The organism is Plantactinospora soyae (assembly GCF_014874095.1).
In the GTDB taxonomy this organism is placed as follows: domain Bacteria; phylum Actinomycetota; class Actinomycetes; order Mycobacteriales; family Micromonosporaceae; genus Plantactinospora; species Plantactinospora soyae.
In genome coordinates this window covers 1,100,561-1,117,089 of record NZ_JADBEB010000001.1, presented here as the reverse complement: position 1 = coordinate 1,117,089, position 16,529 = coordinate 1,100,561, and the positions used below count along the sequence as shown (strand labels likewise).

General features: G+C 70.6%; 16 protein-coding genes. 7 read left to right on the top strand and 9 right to left on the bottom strand.

Features of this window, described 5'->3' with window-relative positions:
• Positions 1-95: 95 nt before the first annotated feature.
• Positions 96-1,046 (bottom strand): helix-turn-helix transcriptional regulator, encoded by a 951-nt coding sequence (locus tag H4W31_RS04980; RefSeq protein ID WP_192765564.1) that lies wholly within the window; start codon positions 1,044-1,046, stop codon positions 96-98.
• Positions 1,047-1,109: 63 nt separating this feature from the next.
• Here H4W31_RS04980 and H4W31_RS04975 point away from each other — a divergent pair, with 63 nt between their 5' ends.
• The 5 genes from H4W31_RS04975 (at position 1,110) to H4W31_RS04955 (ending at position 7,431) form a co-directional block, all read left to right on the top strand.
• A complete protein-coding gene (locus tag H4W31_RS04975) occupies positions 1,110-2,264 on the top strand; it encodes an epoxide hydrolase family protein (RefSeq protein ID WP_192765563.1) in 1,155 nt (384 codons plus the stop codon).
• Between the two features lie 273 nt (positions 2,265-2,537).
• Positions 2,538-3,710: a winged helix DNA-binding domain-containing protein gene (locus tag H4W31_RS04970; RefSeq protein ID WP_192765562.1), complete on the top strand. Its 1,173-nt coding sequence runs from the start codon at positions 2,538-2,540 to the stop codon at positions 3,708-3,710.
• Positions 3,711-4,181: 471 nt separating this feature from the next.
• Complete coding sequence (locus H4W31_RS04965) at positions 4,182-4,538, top strand: hypothetical protein (RefSeq protein ID WP_192765561.1); 357 nt, start codon at positions 4,182-4,184, stop codon at positions 4,536-4,538.
• Between the two features lie 243 nt (positions 4,539-4,781).
• Positions 4,782-5,528, top strand: coding sequence for an ABC transporter ATP-binding protein (locus H4W31_RS04960; RefSeq protein ID WP_192765560.1), 747 nt, complete (start codon positions 4,782-4,784; stop codon positions 5,526-5,528).
• 1 nt (position 5,529) lies between these two features.
• Positions 5,530-7,431, top strand: a complete 1,902-nt coding sequence (locus H4W31_RS04955) for an FtsX-like permease family protein (RefSeq protein WP_192765559.1) — start codon at positions 5,530-5,532, stop codon at positions 7,429-7,431.
• 273 nt (positions 7,432-7,704) lie between these two features.
• Here H4W31_RS04955 and H4W31_RS04950 read toward each other — a convergent pair whose 3' ends face one another.
• The gene (locus H4W31_RS04950; protein WP_192765558.1) at positions 7,705-8,004 is read right to left on the bottom strand and encodes a hypothetical protein; all 300 of its coding nucleotides are present in this window, start codon (positions 8,002-8,004) and stop codon (positions 7,705-7,707) included.
• Positions 8,005-8,232: 228 nt separating this feature from the next.
• Here H4W31_RS04950 and H4W31_RS04945 point away from each other — a divergent pair, with 228 nt between their 5' ends.
• Positions 8,233-9,639 (top strand): amidase, encoded by a 1,407-nt coding sequence (locus tag H4W31_RS04945; protein ID WP_192765557.1) that lies wholly within the window; start codon positions 8,233-8,235, stop codon positions 9,637-9,639.
• 32 nt (positions 9,640-9,671) lie between these two features.
• Here the strand turns inward: H4W31_RS04945 and H4W31_RS04940 are convergent, their stop codons facing one another.
• The 5 genes from H4W31_RS04940 to H4W31_RS04920 all read right to left on the bottom strand — a co-directional run bounded on the left by H4W31_RS04940 (position 9,672) and on the right by H4W31_RS04920 (position 14,028).
• The gene (locus H4W31_RS04940; RefSeq protein ID WP_192765556.1) at positions 9,672-10,502 is read right to left on the bottom strand and encodes a tautomerase family protein; all 831 of its coding nucleotides are present in this window, start codon (positions 10,500-10,502) and stop codon (positions 9,672-9,674) included.
• A 107-nt stretch (positions 10,503-10,609) separates the two neighbouring features.
• The gene (locus tag H4W31_RS04935; protein WP_192765555.1) at positions 10,610-11,131 is read right to left on the bottom strand and encodes a hypothetical protein; all 522 of its coding nucleotides are present in this window, start codon (positions 11,129-11,131) and stop codon (positions 10,610-10,612) included.
• Positions 11,128-11,769 (bottom strand): hypothetical protein, encoded by a 642-nt coding sequence (locus H4W31_RS04930; RefSeq protein ID WP_192765554.1) that lies wholly within the window; start codon positions 11,767-11,769, stop codon positions 11,128-11,130. The genes H4W31_RS04935 and H4W31_RS04930 overlap by 4 nt, the downstream gene beginning before the upstream one ends.
• A 63-nt stretch (positions 11,770-11,832) precedes the next feature.
• Entirely contained in the window at positions 11,833-11,991 is a 159-nt protein-coding gene (locus H4W31_RS04925) for a hypothetical protein (protein WP_192765553.1), read from the bottom strand.
• Positions 11,992-12,174: 183 nt separating this feature from the next.
• The gene (locus H4W31_RS04920; protein ID WP_192765552.1) at positions 12,175-14,028 is read right to left on the bottom strand and encodes an Hsp70 family protein; all 1,854 of its coding nucleotides are present in this window, start codon (positions 14,026-14,028) and stop codon (positions 12,175-12,177) included.
• A 63-nt stretch (positions 14,029-14,091) separates the two neighbouring features.
• On the opposite strand from H4W31_RS04920, the gene H4W31_RS04915 reads away from it, so the two are divergent.
• Positions 14,092-14,535: a pyridoxamine 5'-phosphate oxidase family protein gene (locus H4W31_RS04915; RefSeq protein ID WP_192765551.1), complete on the top strand. Its 444-nt coding sequence runs from the start codon at positions 14,092-14,094 to the stop codon at positions 14,533-14,535.
• 28 nt (positions 14,536-14,563) lie between these two features.
• Here the strand turns inward: H4W31_RS04915 and H4W31_RS04910 are convergent, their stop codons facing one another.
• Positions 14,564-15,169, bottom strand: a complete 606-nt coding sequence (locus H4W31_RS04910; RefSeq protein WP_192765550.1) for a response regulator transcription factor — start codon at positions 15,167-15,169, stop codon at positions 14,564-14,566.
• Positions 15,166-16,320 (bottom strand): sensor histidine kinase, encoded by a 1,155-nt coding sequence (locus H4W31_RS04905; RefSeq protein WP_318783030.1) that lies wholly within the window; start codon positions 16,318-16,320, stop codon positions 15,166-15,168. The genes H4W31_RS04910 and H4W31_RS04905 overlap by 4 nt, the downstream gene beginning before the upstream one ends.
• Between the last annotated feature and the right edge of the window lie 209 nt (positions 16,321-16,529).

The window sequence follows — 16,529 nt, the reverse complement described above, 5'->3', positions numbered from 1 at the left end:
ATAGTGCCTTCTGTTCACCCCCCGAAAACCCCGCTGAGGGTGGTTCAGGGGTCGAGGCTGCGTTGCCTTGCCGCCTGCGTGGGGTTGCTCGGCGGTCAGCGGACGGCGTCGGTGAGGCGGGTGGCGAGGGCGCGGATGCGCGCGATCAGTTCGGGTGGTTCGTGCACGGTGAAGGGGAGGTCGAACAGGCCGAGGTAAACCGTCAGCTCGTCGAGGGAGTTCGATCCGGTGTGTAGGAGGCAGGTCTGCGGGTCGACGGCCTCGATGACGCCGACGGTCGGGAGGATCTGCTCCGCGGCCGTGTCGGCGGGTACGTGCAGGGTGATGCGTGCCTGGTATCGGTAGGCCGCGGTCGAGACGCCACGAGACAGATACCCGGCGAGGTCGACGTCGGGCGCCTCGCGCGGGGCGAAACGGGGACCCGTCGGGACGCGGGGCATCAGCCGGTCCAGACGGTACGTGCGCCAGTCGGTTCGCTCGACGTCCCAGGCGATCAGGTACCACCGTCTGCCGGCGTGGACGAGCCGGTGGGGCTCTGCCGTGCGGACTGACGTCGTGCCGTCGTGGCTGCGGTAGTCGAAGCGGAGCCGATGATGATCACGGCAGGCCGCCGCCACGGCGGTCAGGGTCTCGGGGTCGACGGTCGGGCCGGTCGCGGGGACGATCACGGTGAACGAGTGCAGCAGGTTCACCCGGTGCCGTAGTCGCGACGGGAGAACCTGTTCGAGCTTGGCGAGCGCGCGTACCGAGCTTTCCTCGATGCCGGCGACCGTGCCGCTCGCGGCGGTGCGCAGCCCGACGGCGACGGCGATCGCCTCCTCGTCGTCGAGCAGAAGCGGCGGGAGGTTCGCGCCGGCGCCGAGCCGGTAGCCGGCCACGCCCGGCGTGGCATGCACCGGATAGCCGAGGGTACGCAGCTTGTCGACGTCGCGCCGGACGGTCCGTACGTCGACCTCGAGGCGCTCGGCCAGGTCTGCGCCGGTCCAGTCGCGCGGGGTCTGCAGCAGGGACAGCAGGCGGAGCAGCCGCGCCGAGGTTTCCAGCATGCGCAGAAGTCTGCCAGCCGGCTAGGACAAAAGTTGTCCTCTTTGCCTCCTACGGTCGAACTCATGAGCGAAGACATCACCCCGTTCCGCATCGACATCCCACAGGAACAGCTCGACGACCTGCGCGACCGGCTCGCCCGGACCCGCTGGCCCGTCGCGCTGCCCGGCGACGACTGGGACACCGGCGTCCCCACCGCCTGGCTGCGGGAGATGGTCGACTACTGGCGCACCGGCTACGACTGGCGCGCGGCTGAAGCGCGGCTCAACGAGTTTCCGCAGTTCACCACCACGATCGACGGGCAGCGGATCCATTTCATGCACGTCCGCTCCCCGGAACCGGACGCGTTCCCGCTGGTCCTGACCCACGGCTGGCCCGGTTCGGTGGTGGAGTTCCTCGACCTGATCGGACCGCTGACCAACCCACGCGCCCACGGCGGTGACCCAGCCGATGCGTTCCACGTGGTCATCCCGTCACTGCCCGGGTTCGGTTTCTCCGGGCCGACCACCGATGCCGGGTGGGACACCGATCGCATCGCTCGGGCCTGGGCCGAGCTGATGCGCCGGCTGGGCTACCAGCGCTACGGGGCGCAGGGCGGCGACATCGGAGCCGCGGTCAGCCCGCAACTGGGCCGGGTCGCGCCGGACCGCGTCGCCGGCGTCCACGTCAACGGCGGCCCCGGCCCGCTGCCGCCACTGCCGCTGACCGACGACGACCTGGCCAGCCTGTCCGACCTCGAACGCGACCGGATCCGCCGGATCGAGGCGTTCATGCAGGAGGAGTTCGGCTACATCGCCATCCAGTCCACCCGGCCGCAGACTCTCGCGTACGGCCTGACCGACTCCCCAGCCGGCCAGTTCGCCTGGGCCATGGACAAGTTCCGCGAGTGGACCCACCCCCGCGAGGTCCTACCGGACAAGATCATCGACCGGGACCGACTGCTGACCAACGCGACGATCTACTGGATGACCGGTACGGCCGGCTCGTCGGCGTACGTCGGCTACGCCCAGGAGTCCGCCTGGGGCGCCACCAGACCGAACTCTGGCGTACCCACCGCCGCGGTCGTTTTCGCCCATGACGTCGGCATCCGCCGCTACGCCGAGCGCGAGAACACCATCACCCGCTGGGTCGACGTCGACCGGGGCGGCCACTTCGCCGCACTGGAGGAACCCGAGACATTGACCGCCGACATCCGCGCCTTCTTCCGGAACCTCCGCTGACGGCAACCAGTTAGGGCAGACGCGATGCTGGCCCGGACTCGCTCGGTCCGGGTCAGCAAGACGACGTGTTCATCGGTCGTCCGAGAACCGGACAAGTTCGGGATACGACGATCGACCACACGTCAACTGCTACCGGTCGCACCGCAGCCGGACCGGAAAGTCCGCTCACCCGTCACGACGCGGCGACCTACGAGGGCGGCGCTGCCGTCGGCCGGCGCGGTGCCCGCACCATCACCACCAAGAACCGAACGACGACACGGAAGATGTGCTCGGATGACCAACCGTTCCACCGCCATCCCGCAGCTGTCCTGGTCCGACGTATGTGGCCGCCGACTTGATCGGCACGGGCTGTCCGCCCCGGTACGCGACGGCACACCCGCCGATGCCGTTGCCGCCATGTGCGGCGCGCACGCTCAGGTGCTGTCCGCCGCTGAGGTGTCGATCGGGCTGCGCGTCGCCGGTGCCACCCGGGCCGATGTCGCGGATGCGTTGTGGCGCGAGCGTAGCCTGGTCAAGACGTTCGGGCCGCGCGGCACCGTACACCTGCTACCGACCCGTGAGCTGCCACTGTGGACCGGCGCGCTCAGCGCCATCCCACCGTCTTCGACCACCATGCCCGCCGACGCGCGGCTGACCCCCGACCAGACCGACGAGGTCATCGCCGCCGTCGCGGCCGCGCTGGCCGACGCGGAACTGACCATCGACGAACTCAGTACAGAGGTGGTCGCCCGCACCAGCCCCTGGGCCGCCGACCCGGTGGTGCCGGCCTTCGGAGGCAGGTGGCCACGCTGGCGGCAGGCCATGCACCTGGCCGCGCACCGCGGGGCACTCTGTTTCGGCCCGAACCGCGGGCGGAAGGTCACCTACACCAGCCCACGGCGGTGGCTGCCCGGACTCCAGCCGGCCCCGGCCGCCGACGCCCTCGCCGGTCTGGTCCGGCGCTACCTGCACGCGTACGGCCCGGCCACACCACAGCAGTTCGCGCAGTGGCTGTCCGCGCCTCGCCGCTGGGCGACTGAACTGTTCGACTCCCTCGCCAGCGAACTGGAAGAGGTCGAGGTCGACGGCAGCCCCGCCTGGGTCCGTGCCGGCGACACCGAGCCGCCACCCACGCCACCGCACGGGGTGCAGCTACTGCCGTACTTCGACGCCTACACCGTTGGCTGCCACCCGCGTAACCGGCTCTTCCCGGGGCCCGCCGCGCAACGCGCGCTCGCCGGTGGTCAGGCCGGCAACTTTCCGGTACTGCTCATCGACGGCACTGTCGCAGGGGTGTGGCACCAGCGCCGCTCCAGACGCAGCCTGGACGTCACGGTCGAGCCGCTTACCCCGCTCACCGTCGCCGAGCGTCGGGAGCTCGACGACCGGGTTGAACGTCTCGGGCAGATCCTGGAGGAGAAACCACAGCTGACCATCGGCACGGTGCTCGTGGGCGGCCACGCGTAAGCACGCCAGCGTCAGCCGATCCTGGGCACAGGCGATCGGTCTGCGAGTGTCGGCAACGTCCGGACATGCCGCGTCGAGGGCGGCCACGCTCGTCCGGCCGCGCATTGGCGGTATGGTCCATACCCGCGCCTGATAGATCGCCCGCCCGGGTGTCGACAGGCAATCTGTCGACACCCGGTTTGGTGAGCGCGAAGCCTCGGCATCTCGGCATGCGCTGCGGCGGGTGGGTTACGCACCGGCACCGCCGGAAGATTCGACTTCCGGCGGCACCGCCGCGTCACCCAACCCCCGTCGTGGGATCGGCCCTGCGCGGTCACCGCGCCAGGCTTCGGACCGGGGCTTGAGTTGCCGCAGAGTGAACCCGTTTGCCCGCCGGGTCCAAGGGCTTGCGCCATGCCGACCACAACGGCCCGGTCGTGGATTCCACGAGGCGAGCTTCCTGAGGCTTCAGGCTGCTGAGAAGCTTGGCGGATGGACGTCGAGCCTGTCTGGGTCAAGGGTTACCACGAGATCCTCGCTCTTCACCGCGCACTCTTCGAGGCCAAGTTCGATGATCTGGATAGCACCCACGCGGGTAGCCCGTTCATTGCGGCTATCCAGCATCGTCTTGCTGATGCGCTGGAGGCGGTCGATCCAGGCGGTGGTTGGCGTACCTGGCGTGCCGCTGAAGCCCATACGGATCGTGTCGAGGCGGTCCGCCGCCAACTTGCCGGTGCCGGCGGATGGTGGCGGAACATGGACGAGCAGGATCGCCGTAGATACATCCAGGATCTGCTGGCGCCGCTGCGCGTCTCCGACGAGCTGCTGGCCGAACTCGCCGCGATGTGACCGAGGTCGTACAGCCATCTGTACGGCCTTGCCGGCCAGCGGCGTACGGCGAAGATCGACACCACCGGCAGGCGCGGCCGGCCCGGACAGTCGCACTTCGGGCAGGGGCGGCGCTCGACGGGGGCTCCGGCCCTGTTCGGCGTTGGTCCGCCGCACCCGACCGCTGTGGGGCCCGGTAGCCCTACCTCGGCTGGGGGGACAGCGGCAGCGACGCGGGCCCCGTCCGTCCCTAGCCTCGCAGGTATGACGACAACGACTGTCACGGTGACGGCCACAGCGGTGGCGCTGCGCGGAATCAGCCGGACCTACGGCCGAGGAGCAGCCGCCGTACGCGCAGTCGACGACGTGACGATCGATTTTCCGCGCGGTGGATGGACGGCCGTGATGGGCCCGTCCGGGTCCGGCAAGTCGACGCTGCTGCACTGCGCGGCCGGGCTGGAACGCGTCGACGCGGGACAGGTGCTGATCGCCGGTACCGACATCACCGCCGCCGGTGATCGGGAGCTGACGGCGCTGCGTCGTACCCGCGTCGGCTTCGTGTTCCAGGGCTTCAACCTCATCGGCTCGCTGACCGCCGAACAGAACGTCGCCCTGCCGCTGCGCCTGGCCGGCCGACGTCCGTCGCGGTCGGTGGTCCGTGACACGCTCGCCGCGGTGGGCCTGGCCGACCGGGCCCAGCACCGGCCGCGTGAACTCTCCGGCGGGCAGCAGCAGCGGGTGGCGATCGCCCGCGCGATGGTGACCCGGCCCGAGGTGCTGTTCGCCGACGAGCCGACCGGCGCGCTGGACTCGACCGCTGCCCGCTCCGCGCTGAACCTGCTGCGCGCGATGGCCGATGGCGGTCAGAGCATCGTGATGGTGACCCACGACCCGGTCGCGGCCGCCCGCGCCGACGCGGTGGTGTTCCTCCGTGATGGGCGCATCGTCGACCGGCTGGTCGGCGCCGGGCCGCGCGCGGTCGCCGACCGGCTCGCGACGTTGGAGCAGTGACATGCTGGGCATGAGCCGGGCCGGTGTGGCCGAACGCTTTCCCGTCCTCGTCGGCGCCGTACTGTCGGTGTCTCTCGGCGTGGCGCTGGTGCAGTCATCGCTGCTGCTGCTCATCTCGGCGGCGACGCTCGTCCCGCCGGCGGACCTCGGCCCGGCCGAGCGGATGACGTTCGAGGAGAACGCGACCGTGGCGGTGGCGGTCCTCGGCGTGGTGATGGGCGCCGCCACGTTCCTCGCCGGCTTCATCGTCAGCTCGACGTTCGCGTTCACCGTCACGCAGCGCCGCCGTGACCTCGCGCTGCTGCGCCTGGCCGGCGGAAGCCGTGGACAGGTGCGCCGCCTGCTGCTCGGCGAGGCGGTACTGCTCGGCGCCCTTGGCGCGGCGGTCGGGGTCCCCGCCGGGCTGGGGGTGATGGCGGTGCAGACCCGGCTGCTCGTCTCCGCCGGCTTCGTGCCCGACGGGTTCGCCGGCGAGTGGCGGTCCTGGATCCTGGCCGTCTCCGTCGGGACGGGCGTCATGCTGGCCCTCGCAGGCGCGCTGGTCGCCTCCCGGCGGGCCAGCCGGGTCCGCCCGCTGGAGGCGCTGCGTGACACCGGCGCGTCCGCGCGCGTCATGACGGTGAGCCGGTGGATCGCCGGCCTGCTGTTCACCGGTGGCGCGACCGCCATGGTGATCGTGGCCCCGCGCGCCGGGGCGACCGGCGGGCAGGCCATCGTGATGAACATCGCCATGCCGGCCGCGGTGGCCCTCGCCGCGTTCTCGCCGATCCTCGTGCCGCTGCTCGGTCGCCTCGTCCCGACCGGGGCCGGGGTGGCGGCGGGACTCGCCCGGGCGAACCTGCGCGACGACCGCCGGCGCAGTGCGTCGGTGGCCGCGCCGCTGATCGTGCTCGTCGGGCTGGTCTTCGGCAACGCCGGTGCCGGTACGTCCTTCCAGGCCTCGGCCGTCGCCGAGTTGCGGGAGCAGACCCGAGCGGACCTGGTGGTCGAGGGAACCGGTCCGATCGGTGCCGCTGTCGCGGCGGTGCCCGGCGTGGCAGCGGCGTCCACCGAGGCGTCGATCCCGGCGACCGTCCACACCGGACGCGGGGAGGACGCCGAGTCGGAGGGGGTGCCGGCACTCGTCGTCGACCCCGCGTCCTACGCGGCCGCCCACCCGGGCAGCGACGCGGTCGCCGGGCTGCGTGGGCGGGGTGTGGTCGCCGGCCCCGGCGGCGGAGTGCCGGACCGGGGAACGGTACGGGTCAGCCTCCCCGGCACCGACCTGGGCGCGCTGCCGGTGTTCGCCTCGGTTCCGGAGACGTCGAGCGGCGGTGCGGGACTGCTCCTGCCGCCCGACGTCGTACCACTCGCCCTGCTGGCCGACGCGCCGACGCGGTCGTTCGTGTCCCTGGCGCCCGGCGCCGACCCGGTCGCCGTGGCTGCGGCACTCGCAGCGGTTGGTCGGGTGTCCGATGTGGAGTCCTGGCTCCGTGCCGACGCGAAGGCGCGCGGCGCCACCAACGACAAGGTGATGCTGATCGTGCTCGGCCTGGGTGGGCTGTACGCGCTCATCGGCGTCGTCAACTCGGTGGTGATCGGAGGGGCCTCGCGGCGACGGGAGTTCGCCACCGCGCGCGTCACCGGGCTCGGGCGCGGCCAGGTGGTCCGCTCGGCGCTGCTGGAGTCGTTCGCGGTCGCGGTGGCCGGCGTCGTTCTCGGCGGGCTCGCCGCCGGAGCCACGTTCGTCGGCGTGCTGGGCACTACCGCGGCCATCACCGGGACGGCCACCCTCGACCTGCCGTGGACGCTCGTCGCGATGGTCGTCGGGGTCGCCCTGACGGCGACGGCGACAGCGAGCGCCGTCACCTCGTGGGTCGCCACCCGCCCGGCACCGGTCACACTGATGGGCGCGGGGGAGTAGCGGTTCCGGATCGCCTCGGCGGAGGGATCAGAGGTGCACCGTCTTGAAATCGACCCAGCCGGAAGGGGTTTGGCTGCACGCCTACGCGTGATGCCCGAGCCTGTCCGACGAGCATTCTGCGCGGCTGTTTGTGAGGCTGCGCTCTCTCATACTGGCGTCACACATCCGGGGCTCCGTGAGGCCATCGCGGAGATCCGATCGGGCCAGCCGTCGACGTCGCGACGTGAAGCAGTTGGCGGCATCGTCCACCAGCTGGATGTCGTCGCGTGGGATCTAGCCGCCGACGGCGGCGGAGAGGCGTATTCGGTTGCCTTTCGGCGCGCACGTGCCGCTGCCGCGATCGAGGAGGCGTGTGGGGAGCCAGCCGGCACCGCCGAGGGGGCAGCGTACGAGGCACATCACGCCGGGCTCACCCTTGCCGAAATCGAGCAACTGACGGTCGACAGGTAGCCCCAACCCGCCGAGTACCACCGGCTCGATCGTTGCCACGAACCAGCCGGCCGCGGTGCACACGACGCCTGTGGTGCGGCGGCGTTGCCAGCGGGTCCGGCCGAGCGATGCACCCTCGAACACCCAGGGAAGGCATGCCTGACATCGCTACCGGAGGGCGTTCGCATTCACTCATATAGGCGAAATCTGGCCTCAACGTGCTTGCCGCGATTCGCTCCTGCGCAAAATGCTTGAGGGTTCCTCAATCCGTCGCCGAGGTCCTTCACGTCTGACGAGCCACCGCTACCTGCGGCGCACCGGGCCCGGTCAGTGCTGTCTGTTCAGTAGCCCGGACCGTGAAAGGAATTCATCATGGCCACTGACCTCAACAAGCTCGACGCAACCGGACTCGCCGAGCTGATCCGCACCAGAGAGGTTTCCTCGGTCGAGGTGGTTCAGGCCCACCTCGACCGCATCAAGGCCGTGAATCCGAAGATCAACGCCGTCGTCACGCTCGTAGACGGCGCGCTGGACGCCGCGAGGGCAGCAGACGAGTCGCTCGCGGCGGGCGCGGAGGTGGGACCGCTCCACGGCGTGCCCTTCACGGTCAAGGACTCGTTCGACACCGCCGGGGTCCTCACCCAGCGCGGTTCGCCGATCTTCGCAGGGCGCATCCCGGACACGGACGCCACCAGCGTGGCGCGGATAAAGCGCGCCGGCGGGATCCTCCTGGCAAAGACCAATCTCCCAGAATTCGCGTACTGGATCGAGTCCGACAACCTTCTGACGGGCCGGACGAACAACCCCTGGGACCTGAACCGCAGCTCCGGCGGTTCGAGCGGCGGGGAGTCCGCGGCGATCGCGGCCGGGATGTCGCCGCTCGGAATCGGGAGCGACCTGTCCATCTCGTTGCGCGGGCCGGCGGCCGACACCGGTATCGCGGCCATCAAGCCGACGCGCGGGCGCATCCCGATGACAGGAGCCTGGCCGCGGGAGCCGCGTCGCGACTGGCACGTCGGTCCCATGGCCCGCACGATCCGCGACCTCGCACTGGCGTACTCATTGCTGGCCGGTTCTGACGGTGCCGACGGCTTCGCCACCGTCCCGCGCGACTTCGACGCCGGCCTCGGCGCCTCGCCGGACCGGCCCGTCCGCCTCGGCTGGCTGGTCGACTCGGGACTGGGTCCGATCGACGCAGAGGTCGCGGCAACTGTGCAGGAGGCCGCCAACGCCCTGCAGGGAGCGGGGATCCGGGTCGATGCCGTAAGTATCCCGGCTCTCGAACGGGACAACCCTCTCGAACTCTTCACCCGGCAACACGTCATGGAGATGAAACCGGCAATGCGCGAGGCCACCGCCGGTCACGAGGACCAGATGTTCATGTACTCGAAGACCATGCTCGCCACACCCGACACGTCCGTGCAGGACTACGTCGTGGCCGAGCAGGGCATCGAACGGCTCCGGGACGGGTTCGCCGAGTACTTCCAGAAGTACGACGCGCTGCTGCTCCCGGTGACGACGATCCCCGCTCACGCGCACGGACTCAAGCAGTTCACCCTCAACGGCCAGACGGTGGAGGCCTTCCACGTAATGTCGACGACCGTCCCGTTCAACCTGACCGGGCTTCCCGCCTTGTCCATGCGCTTCGGCACGACCAACGACGGCATGCCGATCGGTGTCCAGCTCGTGGCCAACTGGCACGCGGAGTCGACGATCCTCTACCTCGCCTCGCTACTGGAGTCACTGAGCCCGGTCCGCGACCAGCATCCCGCCCTCTGACGGCCAGAAGCCCACGCCGGGCGCACGCACGATCAACCGGGTGCGCCGCTGGTCGTGGCGGCGGTGTCGGCGTAGAGCTGGGCACTGGTGATCCGGCCGGCCACGACTCCGAAGAACCAGAGGTTCTGGAAGACGACCTTCTTGCCGGTCGCCTTGGGCACGGCCGTGTTGGTGAGTCGGGCGATGACGTGGTCGTCGGCGGCGAGGACGTCATCGACGACGCTGTCGAACGACTTCCAGACGGCGCCGCCGCCCGGGGTCTTCGCGAAGAAGTCGCCGAAGGCCGCAGGGCCGGTGAACTCGCCGCCGTAGGGCAGCGTCGTGGGCAGGGTGAGGACGACGTCGTCGCGCAGCATCGGGAGGATCGGGCCACGATCGCGGTTCCGGAAGAGCTGGGTGACGGCGTACGTCATTTCGGCCCTGGTGTACGTGTCGCGCGTGCCCGGAGCCTTTGCCGCCGCTTCGAGTGACTCGGCGGCCGCGAACTCGGTGCCGATCACTCCGCCAGCGAAGGAGAAGTCTTCCGGCGGGAGTTCGGTCATGGTGACGAACACGTCGGCGGGACGGACACCCGGACGCTCTTCGAGCAGACGGACCAGTGTCTGGTAGAACCTGCGCTTGGCCCGCTCACCACGGTCCAGATCGCCGGTGATCGTGAACACGATCCAGTCATCGGAGCGTGGGCCGCCGCGAAAGCCCCGGTTGAAGACCATCTCGCCGGGGTCGTACTGGTGGATGAGCTGGAAGTTGTCATCGGGTTTCATGTTCAGCTCGGCGACCAGCGCGTCGTGCACCGCCTGCGAGACGGAGGCGAGATACCGGTCCGACTTGCCACGGGCCAGCGAGATGTTGACGAACGGCATTTGTGCTCCTCTCTGGGACCAATGGCCTGGGCGGCGTCCTGTCAATCATGTCGAGCCGAGGCGCGTGCCAGGCGGCGGTCCGAGAAAGTGAAAAATCTGCCGTACGGCTAGTCGTCGTGCCAGGCTGGCTGGGACCAGGGCTCAGGCTGTTGGCCGGCGGTCAGCGTGACGAGGAAGTGCGGGCGTTCGCGCTCCGACTCGTCGTCAATGTCGCCATCCGGATCGTCGAGTTGGACGATCTCGCAGCCGTAACTCCCTGTCGGTAGTTCCAGGACCAGGTCCCGCATGTACGGTTCGGGCAGGCGTACGTCGGCGAACTGGGCGGCCATCGTCAGCGACTCGTAGTTGAGGACGTGCAGCTGCCCACTCGTCACCTGGATCGGTCCGGACGTACGACGAAAGCCCGCCTGCGGGGCCGGCTCGCCGACCACGACGTCCACCGTCCAAAAGCCCTCCCGCCCCGTTCCCCAGAGCAGCAGGGAACGCTGCGCCATCGCGGCGCGGAAGTGCGCGAACAAGGTGTCATACGTCCACTGCTTGTCCACAAAACCGTCGTACGCGTGGTGGTCGACCAGGGCAAGGAACCCCGAGTCGTCGGTCACCTCGAACCTGCGACGCAGCTGTGTCACGTCTCGTCTCCCACTGGGTTGATCTGGTGTACCGCCCCGGCGGTTCCGGGGTCGCTGGCCGGCGGCAGCGGAAGGTCGATCCTTACGGCTGCGCCGGCCGGGGGTGTGAAGTCGAGCGTCAGCCTGCCTGCCGTTGCCGGCGGCGTCGGCCGGAACGACCACCGTACCTGCCACTCCTTTCCCGGGCCTCCGGTCTGGCCGGAGACCCGGCGGTAGGAGGTGCCGACGTCGTCGGAGACCGCGAGAGCGATGGCCCCGAGCTGTTCCCCGGGCCAGGGTGGCGGCGTATCCGGCTCGGCCTGTCGTTCCCACTGCCGGTACGCCGCCGCGAAGTCGTTCGACGCCGCGTCCCGGGACGGGCCGGGTCCGGCGTCGAGCAGTACGTCGACGTGGTTCGCGATGCTGACCTGCACAAGCTCTGCCGGTACTCCGGCGACCTCGCCCACCGGCATGCTGCGATCGAGCGGCAACCGGACCCGTGGGACCTGGCGCACCGTCACGAGGTAGACGTACTCGGGATCGTGGTAGTCGACGTGGAAGGTTCCGTCGTCGAGCAGCTCCACGGAACCGGGGACCGGCGACGACTCCGTCGGATGCCGGAACAGCAGGGATCGGATCACGCCCGCGAGGTCCGTCATATCCGGCAGGTTAACCGCCGCCACCACCGGCCCGGGATCTCGGGTACGACCCCTCGCGGCGGCTTATCTCCGCTGGCCCGTCCGGCGGCGGTCGGCATCCTCGATCGCGTGCCGGACCGCCAACCGGATCACCCAGTAGAGCGCCCCGAACGTCAACACCGCGAAGGCCAGGGACAGCGACAGGGAGAACACCAACTCGGGAAGCTGGCCGGTGGAAACCATGGTGGAACGCTAGAACACCCGGGTCGCGGTCGCTGTCCCCGAGCGGGCCCCGGATCCCATCCGCCGTACCCCTGCGGACGTCGGACGCGCGGGAGTGCCGCGATCCTGTCGGCTCGCGACGGGTGTCCGGCGAAGTGCCGCCGCAGTCAATTCCTATTCAGGACCTGAGTTCGGCGACCGGGGTCAGCGGACCCGGACCCACTCGCTGGAGCCGTTGCCGAAGAACCGCATCGTGTTTCCGGTGCAGATGTATTCGGACGGCTCCAGGATCAGTGTCAGCGGAACGCTGTTGTTGCGGCTACTGCCGCGGTAGAGGGCTATCGATCCCTTGGCTCGCACGTTGCTGACGTACTCGATGCCGTTGCGGTGGTACACGTTGGCCGACGCGGTGCCACGGGTCCGCTGTCGCCACTTGACGCCGCTGACGGTCGCCGCCGGGTCCTTGCTCTTGTTGAAGTCCAGCGTCACCTTGCCGCCGGCGGTGTAGGTCTGCAGGGTGCCGCCGGCACCGCTGAACTGCACGTCCCGACCGTTGATCTTGATCGTCGACTGATCGCTCACCTCGCGCCAGACGCCGACCATGCAACTGTCCACCCCGCTCGCCGTCACCGTGGGCGTGACCGACGGCGTCGGCGTGGCGGTCGGGGAGGAGCTTGCCACCGCACCGGCCGCGCCGATTCCGGGTTGATCCCGATCGTCGTTGCCGGACAGGGCGGCGATGGCGGCGACCGCGCCGAGGATGCCGACGACCGCCACGGCCACCCCGGCGACCCGGGCCGGCCGGGACCGCAGTCTCGTCGTCCACGCTCCGGCCGGAGCGTCCGTTCCGCCGGCAGTCACCGCCGTGCCACCGGCAATCACCGCCGTGCCAGCCGCAGTCACCGCCGTTCCGCCGGCAATCACCGCCGTTCCACCGGCATCCACCGAGGTCGACTCGGCAGCGGGTACGGCGCTGGATCCGGTGGCTGTCGCGGGAATCCGCAGACTGCCCTCGGCCACGACCAGTTCCGGCTGTTCCACCACGCTCGGGGTGATGTCCAGCGCCCGGTGCAGCGCGGAGGCGACCGCCGGCATCCGGCTGGAGCCGCCGGAGAGGAAGATCGCGGCAAGGGTCTGCTCCGCGTCCTCGATCCGGCCGAGCACCGTACGGGTGGTCGCCACGGTCCGCGCGATGATCGGTTCGGCCAGTTCCTCCAGCTCCTCGCGGCCCAGCGGCAGCTCCACATCGAACAGCGGTACGTGGATCACCGTCCTGGTGGTACGCGCCAGCATCTCCTTGCCGGCCCGCGCGTTGGCCCACAGTTGCTGGCTCGCCCGCCGGTCGGAGGCGGTGACCGGACTGGTCAGCCGCGCCCACATCGACTCGTCGCCGGACCCGATCGTGCTGCCGAGCCGTTCCACGATGGCGGCGTCGATGTCGAGCCCGCCACAGTCGGACAACCCCTCGGTCGCGAGCACCTCGAACCCGTCGCCGGTACGGCGTACGACGGTGACGTCGAAGGTGCCGGCACCGAAGTCGTAGACCACCGCGCACCGCCCGACCGGTAGCTGGCGCCCGGCCACCTCGACGAAGAAGTTGGCGGCGGCGACCGGCTCGGCGACCAGGCGAACGGTCGGCAGCACCTGCTCCGCCGCGGCCAGCAGGGTGGCCCGGCGGTGGGTTCCCCAGGCGGCGGGGAAGGTGAGCACCGCCTCGGTGATCGGTTCGCCGGTGGTCAGCCGGGCCTCGGTCGCGACTCGTCGCAGGGGCGCGGCGAACAGGTCCTCGATGGTTATCTCGCGCTCGCCGAGCAGCACGGTGCCGTCGTCGACGCACCGCTTCGGGTACGGCTCGAAGGACTGCGGAAAGGAGATCGAGGTGTGCAGGGCGTCCTGGCCGACCAGCATCCGTTCCCCGGTGTCGACGCAGACGGCCGAGCGCAGCAGTGGCGACCCGTCGAACAGCATCTGTCGGGGTTCCCGGCCCGGTAGGGCCAGCACCGCGACCGTGTTGGACGTGCCGAAGTCGATGCCGAGTCTCGCACCTGCGCCACCCACGGACATCACCGTACGGGAGCCGCACGCTGTCGAGAATCGGCCCGGCTCCCATAAACTGCGCGGATGCTTCCTCACCTCGGAGCCGAGGCAGGTGTCCGTGCCGAGCAACGACTTCGGGACCAGTCGGTCATCTGGCTGACGACGGTCAACCCCGACGGGCAACCGCAGACGTCGCCGGTGGGGTACGTGTGGAACGGGACGAAATTCCTGGTCATCAGCAAACCCGGCATAGCGAAGGTCCGCAATTTGCGGCACAACCCCCGGGTGGCGCTGCACCTGGACCTCGACGCCGACGCGGAGGAGTTCAGCGTCCTCACCATCGAGGGCGTCGCCGAGCTGGATCCCGCACCACCGGGCGGGTCGGCACCGTTGAGCCCGGACGAGGTCTCCGCCTACGTGGCGAAGCACCTGGAGTCGATGCGGTGGGCGGGCGTGACGCCCGAGGAGACCTTCGCGGACTTCTCCACCGTGATCCGGGTGACGCCCACCCGCGTCCGCTCCTACTGACCGACGGCGGGGGGCCGGTCCTACCCGGTTACAGCCAGCCGTTCTCGTGGGCGGTCCGGTACGCCTCCGCGCGGCTGGTCACGCCGAGCTTGCCGACTACCGCGGCCAGGTGGTTGCGGACGGTCCCCTGGGACAGTTGCGCACGCCGGGCGACGACTCCGACGGGTGTGTCGGTGCCGGCCAGCCGCAGTACCTCCAGCTCGCGTGGGGTCAGTGGGCACTCGGGCGCGACGAGGGCCTCCGCCGCCAGCGCCGGGTCGACGTACCGGGCACCGCCGTGCACCCGCCGGATGACGTCGGCGAGCGCGCCGCCGGGTGCGCCCTTGGCCAGGAATCCCCGGGCGCCCGTGGTGAGTGCCCGGCGCAGGTGTGCCGGCCTTCCCCGGCCGGTCAGGATCACCACCGCGCAGGAGGGCAGTGCTTTGGCGAGTTCGGCGGTGACCGCGAGGCCGTCCAGCGACGGCATCTCCAGGTCGACGACGGCCACGTCCGGGCGGTGCGCCAGGGCCGCCTGCACCGTGGCCCGACCGTCGGCCGCCTGCGCCACGACCTCGAGGTCGGCCTCCAGGTCGAGCAGGGCGGCCACCGCGACCCGGATCAGTTCCTCGTCGTCGGCGAGCAGGACCCGGATCATCGCGCGGCCCGTACGGTGGCCTCGACCGTGAACACGCCGTCGTGGTGCTCGGTCCGGAGGGTCCCGTCGACGTCGGCCAGCCGGTCGGCGAGGCCACGCAGCCCGAAGCTGTGCCGGTCCGGCTCGGCCGGTCCCGCCCCGTCGTTCGACACCGTCATCCGGATCCTTCCGCCGTCCCGCCGCAGCTCGATCGTGCACCAGCTGGCCCGGCTGTGCCGCAGCAGGTTGGTGCTGGCCTCTCGCAGTACGGGGGCGAGTTGGCTCGCGACCTCCGGCGGCAGCTCCTCCTCCGGCTGGTCCACGGTGCACCGTACGCCGGAGGAGCGCAGCACCTGCGCGGTGGCGGTGAGCTGGTCACGCAGGTCGATTGTCCGGTACCCGTGCACCGCCTCGCGTACCTCGGCGAGCGCCGAGAGCGCCAACCGCTGCACCTCGGCGGCCTCCCGGCCGGCGCGTTCGGCGTCCACCGGCGCGAGTCGGGAGGCGAGTTCGGCCTTCAGCGCGATCACGGTGAGATTGTGTCCGAGCAGGTCGTGTACGTCCCGGGCGAACCGTAGCCGCTCCTGCGTGGCGACCAGCCGGGCCTGGGCGGTGCGGCCACGCTGGGCGTGCACCAGGAGATCCCAGAACCACACCTGGAGCCAGCCGACGACGGCGACCCCGAGGCCGACGGTGCCGGTGACCAGGGCGTAGTCGCGGATGGAGCCGCCGGTCCAGGCGGCCACCCCGATCGCGACGACGACGGTGCCCGCCATCACCAGGAGCGCCGGCCAGCGCCGGAGCAGCAGCGGCGCGGACCCGACGATCGAGGCGCCGAGCCAGGCCCAGGTCGCCCACCGGTCGTCGCCGACCGGGCCGACCAGGGGTACGGAGGCGACGGCGGTCGCGGCGAAACCGACCAGCAACCGGTGTCGGGTCGAGGCGGTGAGCCAGGGCGTGACCACCACGTACAGCGCCGCCAGTTGGGCCATGGCGAAGGCCACGACGCCGAGCGTGCCGAGCAGTATCCAGGTCGGATCGGACTCCCGGGCCAGCCCGATCGCCGGCATGGCCAGACCGGTCAGCAGGGTGCCGACCAGCGCGGCCAGGGTGGCGATCCGGGGCCGGTGCAGCCGGGGATCGGGTCCGGGCGGATCGGGGTCGCTGGCCACCCGCCCGATGTTATGCCGCCGGGTCGCCGCGATGCCGGGCGCGCGGCTCGGACCCGGGGCGGGACGGCATGCCGATTTTCGGATTCGGGTCGACGTTCACTTGTAGAGAAAGGGGTCGCGCGGGTTGCTCCTTCGACGGCGCCGGATCAAGCGGCGGACGAAGGATAGGGCGGACCTCAACATGCTCGGCCAAACCATTTTTCCCCCCG